The following is a 17,438-nucleotide window of genomic DNA, read 5'->3' as shown; positions in this document are numbered from 1 at the left end:
GAGACCATCACCGACGATGTCATCGAAGCCGCCGCCAGCATCCTCGTGATCGGGAACTAACGCCCCCAAGTGATCACAAAAAGTCGCCGCAAAGCGATCAAATCTACACGTCTATGCGGATACGCATATCTGCGCACAGCTCGACGTTCTGGAAAGAGGTTCGCCGTCTGGTGTTGTGCGTGTATGTGCATATGCGCCTATACATATGTCCGCGCACGGTGCGTTGGACAAGGAGATGTAAGGCTCAGGCCACGACCATTTAGGAGACATGCCCTTCTACCCGTCGAGATATTGGCTACCCGCCTTCCGTGTTTTTAGTATAGTCGGCCTCAACCAACCGAACAGTGGCGACGTTTCACCCGAGGCCGCCGCCCTGGCAAGGAGGACACATGAAAGCATTGACCTGGCAGGCGTCAAACACGGTGAGCGTGGAGGAGGTTCCGGACCCACAGATCCAGGAGCCCACCGATGCGGTCATCCGGGTCACCTCAACTGCCATCTGCGGATCTGACCTGCACCTCTATGAGGTGCTGACCCCGTTCATGGACAAGGGCGACATCATCGGCCATGAGCCCATGGGCATCGTCGAGGAGGTCGGCTCGGCCGTCACTCACATCAAGCCCGGGGACCGGGTGGTCATACCCTTCAACATTTCCTGTGGCCACTGTTTCATGTGCCGCCAGGGCCTGCAGTCGCAGTGTGAAACCACTCAGGTCCGCGAATACGGCAACGGCGCCCAGTTCCTCGGTTACTCGCGGCTTTACGGCTCGGTGCCCGGCGGGCAGGCGGAGTACCTGCGCGTGCCGCACGCGGACTACGGGGCGATCAAGGTTCCCAACGTCGGCGAAGACGAGCGCTACCTGTTTCTTTCCGACGTCGTGCCCACCGCCTGGCAGGCCGTGGACTACGCGGCAGTCCCCGACGGCGGCTCGCTGGCGGTGCTGGGTCTGGGCCCCATCGGCCAGATGAGCGCCCGGATCGGCAAGCACCTGGGCTACCGGGTGATCGCGACGGATGCAGTGCCCGAGCGTCGCGCCATGGCCGAGCGTTACGGCATTGAAACGCTGGATTCCTCCGAGGACGGCGTGGCGGAACAGCTCAAGGACCTGACTGACGGGCGTGGCCCGAACTCGGTGGTGGACGCCGTTGGTATGGAGGCGCACGGTTCGCCGGTGGCCAGTGCGGCCCAGGCGGCCGTCGGCAAGCTGCCGTCGCCGCTGGGCCGCAAAGCAATGGAGAGGGCCGGGGTGGACCGGATGAGTGCGTTGTACACCGCCATCGACTCCGTTCGCCGTGGCGGGACGATCTCAATCAGCGGCGTGTACGGCGGCATGAAGGACCCGATGCCGATGATGACGATGTTCGACAAGCAGATCCAGCTGCGGATGGGCCAGTGCAACGTGCGCTCCTGGACCGAGACGCTGTTACCGCTGGTGGACGACCCGTCTGATCCGCTGGGCGTGCTCGACCTCAAGACGCACACCGCGCCGTTGGAGGAGGCGCCGGCGATGTACGAGAAGTTCCAAAAGAAGCAGGACGGCTGCATCAAGGTGGTGCTCAAACCGTAAATCCTGGACATGTCGGACCTTAGCCTTCACGCGAGGCTTGGGTCCGCCATCACTTGAATACGGCCACAATGCATGTTTTATGCTGCCACTCGTAAAGCAGAGTAGTCCTTCGGCAGCATGGATTCGCTTGTCGATGTCAGAGACGATCGCACGAACATATAGTAAGCAGGGTTGTGCACACGTCTTTTGACCATTATCTGCTTAGTATCTACGTGTACCAATGGGCGTCAGAAGTCCCGTGCACGACCAGACTTGTGTTGTAGCTGCGGGGCAGGATGGGCGAGCTCATCACCCGGCTGATACCGGAAAGGTGGGCTTTCGCACTAGAGTGTGTTTGATATGCGCAGCGAGGTGAAGTCGAACTGTTTGAAGGCGCTGTCGAAGACGGCCTGGAACGACCCACGGATTCCGGAAAGTTTTTTCAAAATGAGCATTGACGATACCTGCCACCGATCCGCTCGTGGCGCCCAGCGGTGGCGTGAGTACCGTCAAAGCTTGGGGCATTCTGGCGGATTTTTCGACTAATAATAGGCAGTTTCAGTCCGAACATGGCACGGAGAACCGCCCCGGTCGCGGCAGTATCACCTACAGCTGCATGAGACTGTTGATTTTTCAGCCCATAACGTTTGAGAAGAGCATTGAGGTTATGCGGGCCTTCTGGATGAATTTGTTTAGCCAAGGCGATGGAATCCACGACGGTAAATAGTGTGTCGTCATTGTCTTTGCCATTGGGGTCAATGCGGTTGAGTTCCGCCTCCAGCATTTTCGCGTCAAAGGGTGCATTATATGCAATGAGCGAGCAGCCATGAATATAGGTGGCGAATTCTTGGTAAATTTCCGCGAATCGGGGAGCGGTTACAACGTCGTTATTGGTAATGCCGTGAATTTTTGCGTTGGTGATCTTTTTTCCGTCTGGATTAATAAGGGTATACCCATATGCTTAGAAGCGTGATGAGTAGCGAAAAGCCTAACAAGAACGTCAATGTGAAGCAGCCGGAAAAAGACCCAGATGCCAAGCACAAAAAGAGGTTAAGCCCTTTCGTCTGGGTGCCCGGTCTGTTTATCATCGTGGTTATCCTCTGGTGGCTAATCCGGTGGCTACAGCATCGGGGGTCTTTAAATGGGTACCGGACTGGCTCTTTCTTGACTCAGGCCTCAGTCAATCGGTGGCCACGTTACTGGCTAGCAGTGGCGTGATCATCGCTGCATCCATTGCCTTCTGGAACGGTGAAAAAACACATAGGTAGGAATAGGTCTTTGGCCAATTGGCAGGTAATAGAAACCTAACTTTTGTACACTCTGCACAGTGAGTTAACTTACAATTGTCCGAAAGTGAATTTAGAAGTTACTTCTAGTTTTTAAGGCATGGGGAGGAAGTTAAATGGATCCAAAGAGCAGGAAAAAGTTCACCCAGGAGCTCAGCCGCCGCAGTGAAGAATTGGCTGATCAAATCGTGCAACAAGCCTCTCGTGAGATGCCGGAACTTATTAATCCCGCCATGTCGAGCGTGATGCGCGATAGTGCTGTGAGCAATGTTGAATTGTTCAGAGATTATGTAGCTATGGAAGGCGATAAGCAGGCCGTGCGCAGTGGCCCGCAAATCCGTGTGATGGCGCGCTCTTTAGCAGCGCGTGGTCAACCCCTGTCCACATTGATCATGCTTTTTCACCGCGCCCACAATATTTTAGAGTTTCAGCTCTTAAATATTGCTAATGATGCTTTGGCAGGATCTAGCTCGGAAGAGCTGATGAAGTTCCTTTCGGACCTGCGCATTTTGACCAATAACTATGTAACTATTCGCTCTGATCAACTTCCAGCTGTTTTTGCTGAGGAGGTTGCCCGGCTGCAGGTACCAGGTGATCCCGGACTCTTATCCGAGGTTCAGCGCGTGCTGCGCGATAGGGAAGCCGCAGAAAGCATCGGCGGCCATCTTTTTGAAGGCCCCCAATTGGCATTCTTGTTGTGGGGCGCGCCGGGTAGTCCACAAAATTCAGAGACCCTGCTGCGCGGAGCACGGGAGATTGCGGCGGCAACTGGTGCCAAGGCACAACCTTTGATGGTGTTTAGCTCGCCTAACCTCTTGTGGGTATGGTGCCGACCAGAGATTGTGGAGGGAAACCAAGGCGGTCGTGGTGAACCCATCATCAGCAAAAAGACTCTTACAGAGTTATTGCCAGCGGGCGTTAATGTTTCGATTGGCCCGATTGCTCCTGGCGTTGCTGGTTTTAGAACGAGCCATCAAATCGCGCAGCGTTTGCGTCGAGTAGCAGAGAGAAATACCACCTCCAACCGTAACTTTATTGATGCCGGCATGGATGGGGCGCTTACTGCTGCAGCTTTTGTGGACCGTATTCCGCTGGCTAGTGAGATTGTGGATGTCGCACTTGGTGAACTAGCCAAAGATGATGAATATAGTTCCGTTATTCGGGCCACGGCGCGGAGTTTCCTGCGTCATGGCATTGCCGGAGCTGCGACAGAAATGGTGGCCCACCGCAATACGGTGAAATACCGGTTGGATAAATTCCGCGAAGTGGTGGGTAAGGATAATTCCACCTCCACCGACTTACGTACCGCCTTGGAATTAGCCCATTGGTTTGGACCTGAGGTTTTACGCCCAGTCCAATAAAAAGAACTCGGCCACGCTGTTGTAGAAACAACGTGGCCGAGGTGGCGTCGAAAAGCGCCGTTTTTAAACCCAGGGCTCAATCGGATTGCCCTGCCACCTGGTGTGCGCAGGCACCTGATCGCCGCGCATGACCAGCGAACCTGGGCCGATGGTGGCTGAGGTATCGATGAACGCTGCAGGCAGCGCTACGGAATGGTCGGCGAGGGTGGCGCCGGCACTGACGGTGACGGTATCCAGGCTCATGACGCGGTCCTGGAAGAGGTGGGTTTGTACAACCACGCCGGGGCCCACGGTTGCGCCCTCGCCAATAAAGCAGAGGTCAGTTTCGGGGAACCAATAGGACTCCACCCACGCGCCACGGCCGATGTGGGCGCCGAGTGCCTGCAGGCCGAAGTTCAGCATGCCGGTGCCCAGGTTAGGGATGAGGAACCAAGGGCCTGCAACAGATTCCACAAAGGCATCCTGGAGCTCATTAAGCCACACGAAGGGGCTCCAAAGTGGATGGTCAGTGGCTTTATGGCGACCTACACAGAGCCACTTCACAATGACGGTGATGGCCATGGCCTGAATGCCAACTGCCATCAGCACAATGCCACCAAGCAACCAGGCAATCCACCAGTTAAAGGTGGTGAGCAGGAATTGCAGGGTCAGCAAGGTCAGCGCTGCCAGCAGGCCAGAGACCATAGGGGCCAGCAAGCGGGCAGTTTCGACGATGCCACGCGCAATCTTCACGCCGAGGCCAGGATTGTAGGTCTTGGCCTCGCCTTCCTCAACTTCGACGGTGACACGACGCATACGTTCTGGTGGTGAACCCCACCAGTTGGAGCTAGCCTTTGCTTTTTTAGGGGTGGAGGATAGCACTGCAACCAGGGAGTTTTTGCCCAGTTTGCGCTCAGGGCCAGCAATGCCGGAGTTGCCCAAGAAGGAACGTTTACCAATGCGGGTTTCGCCGGTGAGCAGCCAACCATTGCCCAGCTCATAACCACCAATGAGGGTGTCATCAGCCAGGAAGGCGCCTTCGCGGATATCTGCCAATTTAGGCACCATCACGGCGGTGGAAATTTCTACGTCTTTACCGATTTTTGCGCCCAAGCTGCGGAACCACAGCGGGGTGAGCTGGGAAGCATAAAGCGGGAAGAGGTAGGTTCGGGCATCATCCATGAGGCGTTCCACAGCCCACACCTGCCAGCCCAAACGGGAACGCACCGGAGTGATTCCGCCCTTAATGCCGATGGAAAGCAGGCGTACCAAAATCCAGATCATGACGGTGTAGGTAGCAAAAGCCACCAGCGCACCCAGTGGTGAGAATGCAAGCACTCCCAGGGCAAGGCCCAGTGGGGCAAGGTATGCCAGCCACAGGGTGAAGGCAGCGCCAGCGCCCAGGGCAATAAGTGGCAGCAAAGACAACACGATGGAAGTCAGGCCATAGATTGGTACCCAGCGAGAACGACGTGGGGGATGCGTTTCTGGGAAGCGGTGCTTGGCACGACCCACCTTTTGGGCAGGGGAACCAGCCCAGCGTGAACCCGGCTTAATGTTTTTATCACCAGTGACGGTGGAACCAGGCTGCAAATGCGCGCCCTTACCCACCACAGTGCCCGGCAAGAGGGTGGAGCGAGCACCAATACGTGCATTGTCATGCACTTCAATGCGGCCCAGGCGCAGGATATCGCCGTCAATCCAATAACCGCGCAGGTCTACTTCCTGCTCAATGGAGACGTTATTGCCCAAGGTCAACATTCCGGTAACCGGTGGTAGGGAGTGCAGATCCACGCCCTTGCCCATTTTTACGCCGAGGGATCGGGCAAAGTAATTCACCCAAGTAGCGCCGGAAATATTGCGGGAGCCAGAAGCATCAGCCAGACGCTCCGCTGTCCAAATGCGCAGGTGGGTAAAACCACCGCGGGGATAATCGCCCGGCTTAATGCCCGTGGTTAGGATGCGAGCACCCCAGCCACCGATAGGGAGACGGCCAATCGGGGTGGCAAAAATAACGATCATGGCAATAACCCACACCCAAGGAACGGGCTGGGCCCACTCAAAGCCGAGGTTAAACATGATGTTGTTGCCCAGCAGCAGCCATGCAATCCACTGCGCTGCCTGCAGGGTCATAATTGGCACCTGGATCAGGGTTTGAGCTAGGCGGGTGCCCACTGAAACACGCTTGACGACGCGCTTTTGCACCTGTCGGGGCTTTTCCAGAGATACACCGGTATCGCTAGCGATGGTTTCCACGCGCTCGGCGAGCTTTTCCAGACGTGGGTGATCATAAAGATCGCGCACTGCCACGGTGGGGACCTTCTCGCGGACGCGACCAACTAGGGTTGCTGCTGCGAGGGAAGTACCGCCCAGGGAGAAGAAGTCTGATTGCTTATCTGCCACTGAGGTGCCCAGAATATCCACCCACATTTGTGCCAGCCAGGATTCAGTGGGGGTGAGGTCATTGGCTTCTACAGTGGTGCCAGGAAGAGGCCATGGCAAAGACTTCTTATCAACCTTGCCGGAGGTAGTAACTGGTAACTCATCCATGACATGGATACGTGGAACCAGCGCCGCCGGCATAGTATCTGCCAAACGTGCATGAGCGCCTTCTTGGTCAAAGCCAGCTGCTGCATCCTCCAAAGAAACATAGGCAACCAGCACCTTTTGATCGGCACCGGTGGTTTGTACAATTACGGCCGAGGAACGCACATTGGGAAGGGCTGCCACATTGGCATCAACTTCGCCGAGCTCAATGCGGCGTCCACCGATTTTCACCTGGTCATCAACACGGCCCACAAAGTAGAGGCCGTCTTCTTCTAGGCGTACGTGGTCGCCGGAGCGATAAGCACGGTGCCAGCCAACAGATGCTAGTGGTGCGTACTTTTCACGGTCTTTTTCGGGGTCTAGGTAGCGGGCGAGACCAACGCCGCCAATGACGAGCTCACCAACCTGGCCTACTTCAACAGGGTTTCCGTCAGCATCAACAACTACGAGGTCCCAGCCGGCAAGGGGTAAACCAATGCCCACTGGCTGACCAGCGTGCAGCTGGGTGGCGCAGGCAACCACGGTTGCTTCGGTAGGGCCATAGGTATTCCAGACCTCGCGGTCTGGGGTGGACAGGCGCTCGACGAGTTCTTGAGAACAGGCCTCGCCACCGACAATAAGCAGGCGTACCTGGGAAAGCGCCTCGGCTGGCCACAGGCCTGCCAAGGTAGGAACAGTGGAGACCACGCTAATATCGCGGCGGATCAACCAAGGGCCAAGGTCCATACCGGAACGCACCAAAGAGCGTGGCGCTGGAACCAAACAAGCGCCATGGCCCCAGGCCAGCCACATTTCCTCACAGGAGGCGTCGAAAGCAACCGAAAGGCCAGCTAATACGCGGTCTTCTGGACCCAAAGGGCCAGAAGGGTGATTGACCAGGAACATCTGTGCTTCGGCGTCAACAAAGGCAGCCGCAGAGCGGTGCGAAACTGCAACGCCCTTTGGTTTGCCGGTGGAACCGGAGGTGAAAATGATCCATGCGGTGTCATCTAGACGTGGCGGGTTAGTATCGCCACCTGGAGTTGGACGCAGGATTCGGAAACCGGAGGCATCAAAAACGGCATTGATTTTGGCTTCCCCAAAAACCATCTCAGCGCGTTCATCAGGATCATCGGCATCAACTGGTACATAAGCTGAACCAGCGGCCAAGGTGGCCAAGATTGAGATGTAGAGATCCTTGGATCCCGAAGGCATGCGAATACCAATGCGGTCGCCTCGGCGAATGCCCTGGGCATGCATGGAGTTGGCGAGGGCGGTGACCTCTTCAATTAACTCTGCATAGGTGATGATTTGGCCGTCATCAATGGCTGCTGCTTCAGGGTAGGTGGAGGCAACTTGGACAAGGATGTCCCATAGTGTGCGCTTTGGCGGTGCCTCTGCGGACCTAAGGAACTGGGCTGGAACACTGCTCAAAGCCACGTTGAAAATCAGTCCTCTTCAGTGGAAATAATTGCGGCGGCCAGTTTGCGAAGGTGCTTAAGTTGTTTTGATGTGGATTCATCAAGGGCAACGTCCTCAGCTTCTAGCACCACTTTGTGGAGTTCAGCTTGGGCATTTCGCCCCTTCTTCGTTGATGTGACAATTTGGCGGCGACGATCTTTAGGATCGCGTTCGCGTTTTGCCCAGCCACGCTTCTCGAGTGAATCAACGAGTCTGACCATGTCTGAGGCATCAATAGCCAATAGCTCACACAGAGCTGATTGGCTGGCTGCATCAGAATGTACAAGGCACGTCAACGTCCAGTATTCCCGCATGGTGGTTTCATGGGTGGCCAATTGGCTTTCCACATGATCGCGGGTGCGCCTTCGAAGGCGTTCGAGTTGGTAGCTGGGGGATTCGAGCAACTCAGTAGGGATGTCTGGATGCGTAGCCATAGCTAACAGCCTAATTTCAAATGTAGGATTTCGCTAATCATTGGGGACACCAATTATTTTAAACTGGCTGATAAGTGGTTATTTATGCAGTGTAGGTGAGGTGTAGCGCGGGTGATTAACAAGAAAAACCTCGAGCTTCTCAAAAAAATTTTGAGGCTCGAGGGTAAAACCTTTTAGCGCATTTACTGCTTGGTTGTTTACTGCTCGGTTGGCAGTCCGGCTGCGATCCAGCCGTCGGTGCCGCCTGCAACGTTGATAACGTCAATGCCACGCTGTTCGAGGTATTCGCCAACCTGGCGGGAACGGCCTCCGGCCTTGCAGATGAGGTAGATATCGCGGTCCTGATCGATCTCTTCAACGCGACCAACGATCTCGCTCATAGGGATGCTGATTGCACCCTTGGCGCGAATCTCGCTGTATTCATCAGCTTCGCGAACGTCGATCAGCTGAGCGTCTTCTGGAACTTGGTTAACGGTTACTTCCTGCATGTGCAGTACTCCTTATAAATATGGGGAATCTGTGTTCTCGAGGATAGTCATACCCGGGAGGGGATGCGAGAATCCGGGGTTTTAGCGGATGAAACTTAGGGTGTGAGAATTATTTCAGCGCAAGTTCTTGCAAAAGTTGTAGGGTCTGACTTAAAGTCATAGGCAAGTAATACAGACAACACTCAAGTCAGGGTTGTTATTCCAGTCACTGGAAGCAAAACCTGGCCTCTCCTTGTCGTTGATTCGCCACATTTAGGCGCGTTAACCACGTGGAGAGGTCAGGTTTTTTGCATTTCAGGAGGTTTTGGAACTAATTAATCCTTTTTCAGAAAGAGGTGAAGCATGGCTACCAAAGTAGATTTTCCGGCCCTTGCTCAAGATGTACTTCGATTGGTGGGAGGTGAAAAGAATGTTTCTTCTGTCGTTCACTGTGCAACACGCTTGAGGTTTGTCCTCAAAGATCGATCACAGGCGGATGATGCTGCGATTAAGCGTCTGCCGGGTGTTATCACTGTGGTTGAATCTGGAGGTCAATTCCAGGTTGTCATTGGAAACAATGTTCCCCTGGTTTACGCAGGCTTGCCTACTTCCTTAACTGCTGATGCAGAAGGTAAGAGCGAGAAGGGTGGATCTGGAAACTTCCTCAGCAAGGCAGTGGATGTTGTCTCCTCCATTTTTGCTCCAGTATTGGGAGCAATGGCAGGTGTCGGTATTCTCAAAGGTCTGCTCGCGGTAGCAGTTGTTGCCAATTGGATTGAAAATACCTCCACTACATATCAAATCCTTTTTGCGGCCGGTGACGCGTTCTTCATGTTCCTGCCGATTATTTTGGCTATCACCGCAGCTCGTAAATTTGGAGCGAGCGTATTCACCTCGGTGACCTTGGCGGGTGCCTTGCTTTACACCCAGCTACAGGCAGTTTCAGTGCTTGTCGACGGTGAAGTGCAAAAGATGACTTTGTTGGCTTTCCAGCAGGCCGGCAATGACGTTACATTTCTCGGCATTCCAGTTGTCTTGCAGTCTTATACCTCAACAGTCATTCCGATCATTATTGCTGTGTGGGTGCAGTCTCTGGTGGAGCGCCCACTGAATAAGTATCTGCATGAGTCGGTCCGCAACTTCATCACCCCGATGATCACCTTGGTTATTATGGTGCCCTTGACCTTGCTAACTTTGGGTCCCGCTGGCGTTTGGCTGGGAAATACACTTGCCGCCATGCTCCAATCGGCCTATAACTTCTCCCCAATTGTGTCCGGCATCCTCATCGCGATGCTCTGGCAAATTATGGTGATCTTCGGAGTTCACTGGGGCATCGTTCCAGTGTTTATCAATAACGTTTCCCTTAATGGATTTGATCCACTTAAAGCAGCCTGCTTCCCGGCAGTTCTTTCCCAAGCTGGTGCAGCCTTTGGACTCTTCCTACGCCTGCGCGATAAGCAACAAAAAGCACTCTCTGGCTCGGCAGCTCTAGCAGGTATTTTCGGTATTACTGAACCAGCAGTTTATGGTGTTACCCTGCCACGCAAACGCCCCTTTGTTATCGCTGTAATTTCTGCAGGTGTTGGTGGTGCAATCATCGGTGCTACCTCAACCATGGTTTATGGAACCGGAGCCCCAGGCTTGCTCACCCTTCCTATTGGTATTGACCCAAGCGGTGCCAACAACACTATTGGCTGGCTGGTTGCAGCTACTGCAATCTCCTTTGTTATGGCGGCGGTTTTGACCTACTTCTTCGGAATGTCTGAAGCAGATATTGCCAAGGATAAAGAAGCCGCAACTGCGAAAACAGCAAACGAGACTGAAGAAATCGTGGAAGCAGTGGCACCACAGGCGCCTCAGACACTGGAGGAACTTAACCTCACTGCACCGGTTGCAGGAACTCTCATTCCGCTAGCAGAGGTGGCCGACCCCGTATTTTCCAGTGGAAAAATGGGAGAGGGAATTGCCATCATGCCGAAAATTGGCAAAGTTTATGCTCCCTGCGATGCAACCGTCAAGGTAGCCATGAAAACCGGGCATGCCTTCGGACTAAAGACCAATACTGGAGTAGATATTCTCATCCACATTGGTATCGACACTGTGGCTTTGCAAGGAGAAGGATTTACTCCCCATGTGGTCCGCGACCAAGAAGTTAAAGCCGGCGACCTCATCGCTGAAGTCGACCTAGAGTTGATGGCTAAGCGAGGCATTGACGTCACGACCATCATGCTGCTGACTAATTCCTCCAAGTTCTCCATGCATCACCCTGCAGCATTCGGCGAGGTGGACACCCACACCGCTGTATTGCAGATAAGCCCAGCCCAATCCAGCGCCTCCGTTTAAGGCACACCTCGCCCTCGCCCGAAGCACCTTAGTTGCTTCGGGCAGAGGCGCGTCGACAAGCAGCTTTTAAGAAAGGTAATCATGCATATTTCTCAACTCCCACCATTCCCCAAAGATTTTTTGTGGGGAGCCTCCACTTCTGCGTATCAAACTGAAGGTGCGTGGAATGAGGATGGGAAGGGGCCGTCTGTCATTGATACGCGCGAGAGCTATCCGGAGGGAACCTGTGATTACACGGTTGCTACCGATACTTATCATCACGTTGGAGAGGATGTTGCGCTCTTTGCGGAGTTGGGCCTAAAAACCTATCGTTTTTCGATCGCGTGGACTCGGATTATTCCCGATGGTGACGGCGCGGAAAACCCAGCTGGCATTGCTTTTTATCATCGCCTCATTGATGAGCTCAATAAGTACGGCATCGAACCTTTGGTCACTATGTACCACTTTGATTTGCCAGCAGCGCTGGACCAAAAAGGTGGCTGGGGTAATCGAGCCACCATTGATGCTTTTGAGCGATTCGCCAAGATCTTGTTCCGGGAATATGGCTCCAAGGTAAAAAAGTGGTTGACCATCAACGAGCAAAATATGATGATTTTGCACGGCGATGCGCTGGGCACCACTAAATTGCGAGGTCTTGCCGCCAAGAAGGACCTCTACCAACAGAATCACAATATGTTTGTGGCTCAGGCCAAAGCGATGATTGCCTGCCATGAGATGCTCGATGATGCCCTTATTGGGCCTGCACCCAATATTGCACCGGTATATCCCGCCACTGAGTCCCCCGAGGATGTGGTTACAGCAGATAACTGGTGGGCGATTCGCAACTGGCTTTACCTTGACCTCGCCGTGCGTGGCGAATATAACGGCATAGCCTGGGCTTATCTTAAAGAACGTGGCTGGGAGCCCACGATTGAAGAAGGTGATATGGACCTGCTTAAAGCTGCGCGCCCAGACTTCATTGCCTTTAACTATTACAATTCTCAGACCGTTGCTGCCATTGCCGAAGGTGAAGAAATCAATGATGGTAGTGGCGACCAACAAATCGCTTGGGGAGAACAAGGGCTGTATAAAGCAGTGAAAAACTCCCACCTGGAAATGACAAGTTTTGGCTGGGGAATTGACCCCCACGGCTTCCGGACCGTTATGCGCCAAATTTGGTTCCGTTATCAGCTGCCGATGATTTTAACCGAAAACGGCCTAGGCGAATTTGATACCCTCACCGCGGATGGTCGGGTGCACGATGACTACCGCATTGAATATCTGAGCAAGCACATTGAACAGATTCAATATGCGTTGGCTGATGGAGTTCAGATGTTTGGATACTGCCCATGGTCGGCTATTGATTTGGTATCAACTCACCAAGGTGTGGCAAAGCGCTATGGATTCATCTACGTTGACCGTACCGATACTGATCTAAAGTCCTTGGCGCGTATAAAGAAGGACTCCTTCTTCTGGTACCAACAAGTCATCGCAGGGAATGCGCTACCTGCTCAGAATGACGCTGACGCATAATTGACGTCGTGACAGCAACAGTTTGGAAGATTATTCAGGTCTTCAATAACAGCGTGGTTCTCGCGGAGCGAGGAACTGATCGTGCTGTATTACTCGGCCGAGGTATCGGATTCGGCCGGGCACCTGGCGCAGCAGTGCAAGAAAGTGCTGTTCAAGAGCACTTTAGAGCCAGTGGAATGCAACCACCGGAGCATCTTGCGCGTTTAATTGCAGAATTGAATCCAGAGCTCATTGCGCTAGCTCGCGAACTTGCGGAAAACGCGCACTTTATGTGCGATGTGGAGATCCCTGATTCCACTGTCATTGCTATGGCTGACCATATTCGATTTGCCATTGATCGGGCAGCACAGGGAATCTCCCTTCCCAATCCGCTGCGTTGGGAGGTTAGTCAGTTTTATCCGCGGGAGTATGCCTTTGGAATCAAGGCATTGCAGCATATAAAGAAGGCGTCGCAGGTGGCCTTGCCGGAGGAAGAAGCAATTTCTTTGGCACTGCATGTGGTTAACGCCCAATTTGCCCAGAACTCTATGCAAAACACCATGTCACGTACGGCGCAGCTCACGGCCTTGCTGGCACAGGTATTCGACGTCATTGAAACTGCTTTGCCCAATCACGAAATTGACCGCGATTCAACTGCAGCTGCGCGTTTTGTTACTCATCTGCGCTACCTTTTGCAAAGGATGATCGCACGCGGCCGTGACCCACATCAGGTAGAAGATGCCATGTTGAGTCTCTCCACCAAAGTTGCCGATGAATATCCGGTGGCCTATGCCATTGCCGGAAAGGTCATCATGATGCTCCAAATGGAACTTGATACCAATTGCTCCGACGATGAGGTGGTTTATCTCAGCCTGCATATCGCTCGCTTAATGCGGACGCCCAGGTAAGGTGGGGGCGAACAGAACCAACCACTTTGGAGTTTCCTATGAATAGCACCTGGCTGATTCTTGCTCTCATCCTCGTTATCGCAGCCGTCATCTTTTTATATTTGGCGGAAAAGAAAAAGAAGTCTGAGCCTAATGGACCTCATGGCAGCCGTGGCTCAAATTCGGCTGGCCAGCGCCAGGATCCTCTGAAATTTGCCGATGGCTCCAATGAGTTCAACGCTCGCATCCTGGGACCCGGCGCGATTATTACCTACGGTGCTACCGACTATGTTTGTCGCGGCGCAATCCAGCTACGCCAAGGCCAGTACGTTTGGCATGAATATTTGCTCGACGGCGGCAAGGGTAGCGAGTATTTCAGTGTGGAATATGACGAAGGCCAGCTCAAACTCGGATGGTGGATTTCTCGCCCTGACCTTGACCTCACCCCCGAAAGGGAAGTCACCGTCGAAGGCGTGCGCTATCTCAAAACCGAATCCGGCATGGGCACCTTCAGCTCAGAAGGCACCACGGGCGTGGCCGAATCCGGCGATTATGAGTACTGGGACATGGCCGAAGCTGGTGGCAATCGACTCTTCAGCCTCGAACGCTATGGCACCGATGGCCCACTAGAGGCCTCGCTCGGCTGGAAAATCCTCCCCGGCGAACTCAAAGTTTACCCAGCTCCAGAGGCATAATGCATACCGAAATTGACTGTTTACCCGCTGACGTCCACGCCGCTGACCTCGGCGTGAGCTGGGACGGTGACCTGCCCGAAGTTCTCGCCGAGCTGCTTATCGACGCAGCCCCACACCTCAGCACCTGCCATCTTGCCGTGATTGGCGCTTCCCACGTGGTCACCGTTGAAGCGCCCACGGGGCGTTTCCGGGAAGAAATTTCCTGTCATGCACCGCAACACCCCGATGCGCGTTTTCCGCTTCCCGAAAGCATGAGCAAAGAAAACTACGTGCTGCAAACCAAGGTTTCCATTTTGGACTCAGAGGATTTTGCTGCTGCCGCGGAAGAAATTGCTGAAGGCGGTCCCGAGTGGTTGATCGCTAGTTTCCCAGGCGTCGGTGAACATCACCTCACCGCTTTAAGCGCAGAGTATTCCCACGGTGCCTGGCAATGGTGGTCCCACCACCTATATCCAGCTGAGCGCACGATTGTGAGCACCAGGAGCATTTACCAACCATGAGTGCAAAAACTTTAAGAATAATCGGCTTTGTCCTACTCTTCCTCGCTGTTTTATGCCTTATCGCAGCTGTGGTGGCGCGCCCTGCTGTGGGCAGCCAAATTTCTGATCGCTGGGAAGGCGTCAACGGCCAGTATTCCTGCGCTAATGAAACTGGCGTAGTGGATGAGATCGTTGCCATGTCCAAACCAATGGACCAGGCAGTAGATCCCGCAACTGGCGATACTTACCTGCGCTATCGCAAAAACTTGGTGGTTGTCAGTGGCGAGGGAACTCCCAATTGTCGCATTACCGTCGAGGGCCTTGATCGCATTAACAACGGCACCTTCATCTGGCTTGGCGGCGGTTTTGGCCCTTCATCTCCTAGTAATTCCAGCGGTGGATCTTCTGGATCCAGCGGCGGAGTCAAATAGCTTTTAAGGAAACTAGCTCATGAGTGAATATCTAATCGACGGTGTTATCGGCACCTTGGCCTATTTTGTTCTCGCTGCTCTCATCCTGGTGATAGGTTTTGTCATTCTCGACCTCATCACACCGGGCAAATTACACAAATTAGTCTTTGTTCACCACCTCCCCAATGCCGCTGTCATCACCGCTGGTCAGCAGATTTCCATCGGTATTATTGTGGTCACCGCAGTACTTACCTCCTCAGAAATCCTGATTGAGGGCCTCGTCGAAACTGCAGTCTTTGGCATCTTGGGGCTGCTCATCCAAGTTGTGGTGATGGTCGTTTTGGAAGCCCTCATTCCCGGACGCTTCCGCGATCTGGTGGAGGATCCTAAACTGCGCTCTGGAGCAGTAGTGGTAGCTGTCATCCTGGTTGTTGTGGGCGCTGTTAACGCTGCATGTCTAATTTAGGTCCCATTTGGCGCTGGCTGTTGCTGGTTTCCGTCGCTATTTGCGCAGCATCAGGCCTCGTTTATGAGCTCGCTTTAGTCTCCCTATCCACCAGCCTTAACGGCGGTGGCATTGTGGAGACTTCCCTCATTGTGGCTGGTTATGTTGCTGCATTAGGCTTAGGCGCTCTGCTGGTCAAACCCTTCTTGGCGTGGCCTGCCCAGACCTTCCTTGCGGTAGAAACCCTCCTGGGCTTGGTGGGCGGATGTTCCGCATTGCTGCTTTATTTCACCTTTGCCACTATTGGGCAATCCCTGTGGATCTTGGTTTTTGCCACCGCCGCCATCGGCATTTTGGTGGGTGCGGAATTACCTCTGCTCATGACCATGATCCAACAGGGTCGCCTGGCAGATGCCCGAACTACCGGATCACTAGTGGCTACCCTCAACGCTGCTGATTATCTTGGCGCCTTGCTCGGCGGTTTGGCCTGGCCTTTTATTCTTTTGCCCTGGCTGGGCATGATGCGAGGGGCAGCTGCGGCGGGCATGATTAACCTGCTCGCAGCTCTATTTGTGGGCTGTGTTTTATTGCGACATTTGCTTCCCCGCACACATTTCTTTGTGGCAATTGGCGCCCTGCTTTTGGCGATCGCAGCTTTATTAACCGTGCTGGTGCGTTCTGAGGGAATCGTGGCAAGTGCTCGCGCGCAGCTCTATCGCGATCCTGTTATTTATGCGCACCAATCCGATTATCAAGACATCGTGGTGACAGAGCGCGGTAAAGACCGACGCCTATATCTCAACGGTGGCCTGCAATATTCCACTCGCGATGAACACCGCTATACCGAATCGCTGGTTTATCCTGCACTCTCTGAAGAAGCCGAATCTGTGCTCATCATTGGTGGTGGTGACGGTTTAGCAGCACGTGAACTTCTGAAGTTTCCCAAAATGGCTATTACCCAGGTGGAATTAGACCCGGAAGTTATCCACGTAGCCAATACCGTGCTACGCAGTGATAATGGCGGATCCATGGAGGACCCGCGGGTGAAAATAGTTATTGATGATGCCTTCACCTGGCTGCGCAGTGGTGGCAACAATGGCGAAAGCTATGACGCCATCGTTATTGATCTTCCTGATCCTAATAACGACACCATGGCCAGGCTTTATTCGCAGGAGTTTTATGCCCTCGCCAGAGCTCGCCTCAATGAGGATGGCCGCATAGTTGTTCAGGCCTCCAGTGCTTACACCACTCCCGATGTCTTTTGGCGGGTGGGCTCAACCCTCACCGCAGCAGGGTGTGCACAGACTATTCCTTATCACGTACATGTACCCACCTTTGGCGATTGGGGCTTTCAGCTCTGCGGCCCAGAAACAATGCAATTACAGCTGCGAGCAGATACTCCATCTTTGAAGTACCTCAATAATGAGGTACTCAATGCCGCAGCAGTGTTTGGAATGGATAATCAGCCCAAGGATTTAGCCCCCTCGACCCTGGATCATCCGCGAGTGGTGGAGGATTTGCACCGCGGCTACCGCCAATCAGGCGACTAGCTGGGAAAACCTCGGATTCACGGACTCGGAAGGACCCAAAAAACCTCGGATTCACTACTCCTTCCGAGCTTGTGAAT

Annotated in this window: 14 protein-coding genes; 10 read left to right on the top strand and 4 right to left on the bottom strand. The window is 53.8% G+C overall.

Annotated elements, in window-relative coordinates; genetic code table 11:
* The first annotated feature begins 389 nt into the window (after window positions 1–389).
* Entirely contained in the window at window positions 390–1,568 is a 1,179-nt protein-coding gene (locus SFC07_RS10845; RefSeq protein ID WP_303382125.1) for a zinc-dependent alcohol dehydrogenase, read from the top strand.
* A gap of 421 nt (window positions 1,569–1,989) precedes the next feature.
* On the opposite strand, the gene SFC07_RS10840 is transcribed toward SFC07_RS10845, so the two are convergent.
* Window positions 1,990–2,490: an exonuclease domain-containing protein gene (locus SFC07_RS10840; protein WP_411208276.1), complete on the bottom strand. Its 501-nt coding sequence runs from the start codon at window positions 2,488–2,490 to the stop codon at window positions 1,990–1,992.
* 459 nt (window positions 2,491–2,949) lie between these two features.
* Between SFC07_RS10840 and SFC07_RS10835 the strand changes: the two genes are divergently transcribed.
* Window positions 2,950–4,194, top strand: coding sequence for a helix-turn-helix domain-containing protein (locus tag SFC07_RS10835; RefSeq protein ID WP_411208264.1), 1,245 nt, complete (start codon window positions 2,950–2,952; stop codon window positions 4,192–4,194).
* 63 nt (window positions 4,195–4,257) lie between these two features.
* On the opposite strand, the gene SFC07_RS10830 is transcribed toward SFC07_RS10835, so the two are convergent.
* From SFC07_RS10830 to SFC07_RS10820, 3 genes are all read right to left on the bottom strand, one after another.
* On the bottom strand, window positions 4,258–8,139 hold the full coding sequence (locus tag SFC07_RS10830; protein WP_411208263.1) for a Pls/PosA family non-ribosomal peptide synthetase: 3,882 nt from the start codon (window positions 8,137–8,139) through the stop codon (window positions 4,258–4,260).
* Between the two features lie 8 nt (window positions 8,140–8,147).
* A complete protein-coding gene (locus SFC07_RS10825; protein ID WP_411208262.1) occupies window positions 8,148–8,594 on the bottom strand; it encodes a MarR family winged helix-turn-helix transcriptional regulator in 447 nt (148 codons plus the stop codon).
* A 197-nt stretch (window positions 8,595–8,791) separates the two neighbouring features.
* Window positions 8,792–9,082 carry a rhodanese-like domain-containing protein gene (locus SFC07_RS10820; RefSeq protein WP_411208261.1) on the bottom strand — a complete coding sequence of 97 codons (291 nt, stop codon included), beginning with the start codon at window positions 9,080–9,082 and terminating at the stop codon, window positions 8,792–8,794.
* 342 nt (window positions 9,083–9,424) lie between these two features.
* On the opposite strand from SFC07_RS10820, the gene SFC07_RS10815 reads away from it, so the two are divergent.
* From SFC07_RS10815 to SFC07_RS10780, 8 genes are all read left to right on the top strand, one after another.
* On the top strand, window positions 9,425–11,404 hold the full coding sequence (locus SFC07_RS10815; protein ID WP_411208260.1) for a beta-glucoside-specific PTS transporter subunit IIABC: 1,980 nt from the start codon (window positions 9,425–9,427) through the stop codon (window positions 11,402–11,404).
* An 81-nt stretch (window positions 11,405–11,485) separates the two neighbouring features.
* Window positions 11,486–12,916, top strand: coding sequence for a glycoside hydrolase family 1 protein (locus SFC07_RS10810; RefSeq protein ID WP_411208259.1), 1,431 nt, complete (start codon window positions 11,486–11,488; stop codon window positions 12,914–12,916).
* An 8-nt stretch (window positions 12,917–12,924) separates the two neighbouring features.
* Window positions 12,925–13,803: a PRD domain-containing protein gene (locus SFC07_RS10805; RefSeq protein WP_411208258.1), complete on the top strand. Its 879-nt coding sequence runs from the start codon at window positions 12,925–12,927 to the stop codon at window positions 13,801–13,803.
* A gap of 38 nt (window positions 13,804–13,841) precedes the next feature.
* Window positions 13,842–14,477 (top strand): DUF4178 domain-containing protein, encoded by a 636-nt coding sequence (locus tag SFC07_RS10800; protein ID WP_411208257.1) that lies wholly within the window; start codon window positions 13,842–13,844, stop codon window positions 14,475–14,477.
* Window positions 14,477–14,977, top strand: a complete 501-nt coding sequence (locus SFC07_RS10795) for a DUF2617 family protein (protein ID WP_411208256.1) — start codon at window positions 14,477–14,479, stop codon at window positions 14,975–14,977. Before SFC07_RS10800 ends, SFC07_RS10795 begins: the two co-directional genes overlap by 1 nt.
* Entirely contained in the window at window positions 14,974–15,387 is a 414-nt protein-coding gene (locus tag SFC07_RS10790) for a DUF4247 domain-containing protein (protein ID WP_411208255.1), read from the top strand. The genes SFC07_RS10795 and SFC07_RS10790 overlap by 4 nt, the downstream gene beginning before the upstream one ends.
* A 19-nt stretch (window positions 15,388–15,406) precedes the next feature.
* Window positions 15,407–15,832 (top strand): DUF350 domain-containing protein, encoded by a 426-nt coding sequence (locus tag SFC07_RS10785; RefSeq protein ID WP_411208254.1) that lies wholly within the window; start codon window positions 15,407–15,409, stop codon window positions 15,830–15,832.
* Window positions 15,820–17,361, top strand: coding sequence for a polyamine aminopropyltransferase (locus SFC07_RS10780; RefSeq protein ID WP_411208253.1), 1,542 nt, complete (start codon window positions 15,820–15,822; stop codon window positions 17,359–17,361). The genes SFC07_RS10785 and SFC07_RS10780 overlap by 13 nt, the downstream gene beginning before the upstream one ends.
* Window positions 17,362–17,438 lie beyond the last annotated feature (77 nt).

Origin of the sequence: Corynebacterium callunae, assembly GCF_046592015.1 — a bacterium.
Lineage (GTDB): Bacteria > Actinomycetota > Actinomycetes > Mycobacteriales > Mycobacteriaceae > Corynebacterium > Corynebacterium callunae_A.
The sequence above is the reverse complement of the archived record's forward strand: the minus strand, read 5'-3'. Positions and strand labels throughout refer to the sequence as shown.

What these genes read in the sequence shown, in the direction of transcription:
- SFC07_RS10845 (WP_303382125.1), top strand. Translation starts at nt 390, where the DNA reads ATGAAAGCATTGACCTGGCAGGCGTCAAACACGGTGAGCGTGGAGGAG.
- SFC07_RS10835 (WP_411208264.1), top strand. Translation starts at nt 2,950, where the DNA reads ATGGATCCAAAGAGCAGGAAAAAGTTCACCCAGGAGCTCAGCCGCCGC.
- SFC07_RS10825 (WP_411208262.1), bottom strand. Translation starts at nt 8,594, where the DNA reads ATGGCTACGCATCCAGACATCCCTACTGAGTTGCTCGAATCCCCCAGC.
- SFC07_RS10820 (WP_411208261.1), bottom strand. Translation starts at nt 9,082, where the DNA reads ATGCAGGAAGTAACCGTTAACCAAGTTCCAGAAGACGCTCAGCTGATC.
- SFC07_RS10815 (WP_411208260.1), top strand. Translation starts at nt 9,425, where the DNA reads ATGGCTACCAAAGTAGATTTTCCGGCCCTTGCTCAAGATGTACTTCGA.
- SFC07_RS10810 (WP_411208259.1), top strand. Translation starts at nt 11,486, where the DNA reads ATGCATATTTCTCAACTCCCACCATTCCCCAAAGATTTTTTGTGGGGA.
- SFC07_RS10800 (WP_411208257.1), top strand. Translation starts at nt 13,842, where the DNA reads ATGAATAGCACCTGGCTGATTCTTGCTCTCATCCTCGTTATCGCAGCC.
- SFC07_RS10795 (WP_411208256.1), top strand. Translation starts at nt 14,477, where the DNA reads ATGCATACCGAAATTGACTGTTTACCCGCTGACGTCCACGCCGCTGAC.
- SFC07_RS10790 (WP_411208255.1), top strand. Translation starts at nt 14,974, where the DNA reads ATGAGTGCAAAAACTTTAAGAATAATCGGCTTTGTCCTACTCTTCCTC.
- SFC07_RS10785 (WP_411208254.1), top strand. Translation starts at nt 15,407, where the DNA reads ATGAGTGAATATCTAATCGACGGTGTTATCGGCACCTTGGCCTATTTT.
- SFC07_RS10780 (WP_411208253.1), top strand. Translation starts at nt 15,820, where the DNA reads ATGTCTAATTTAGGTCCCATTTGGCGCTGGCTGTTGCTGGTTTCCGTC.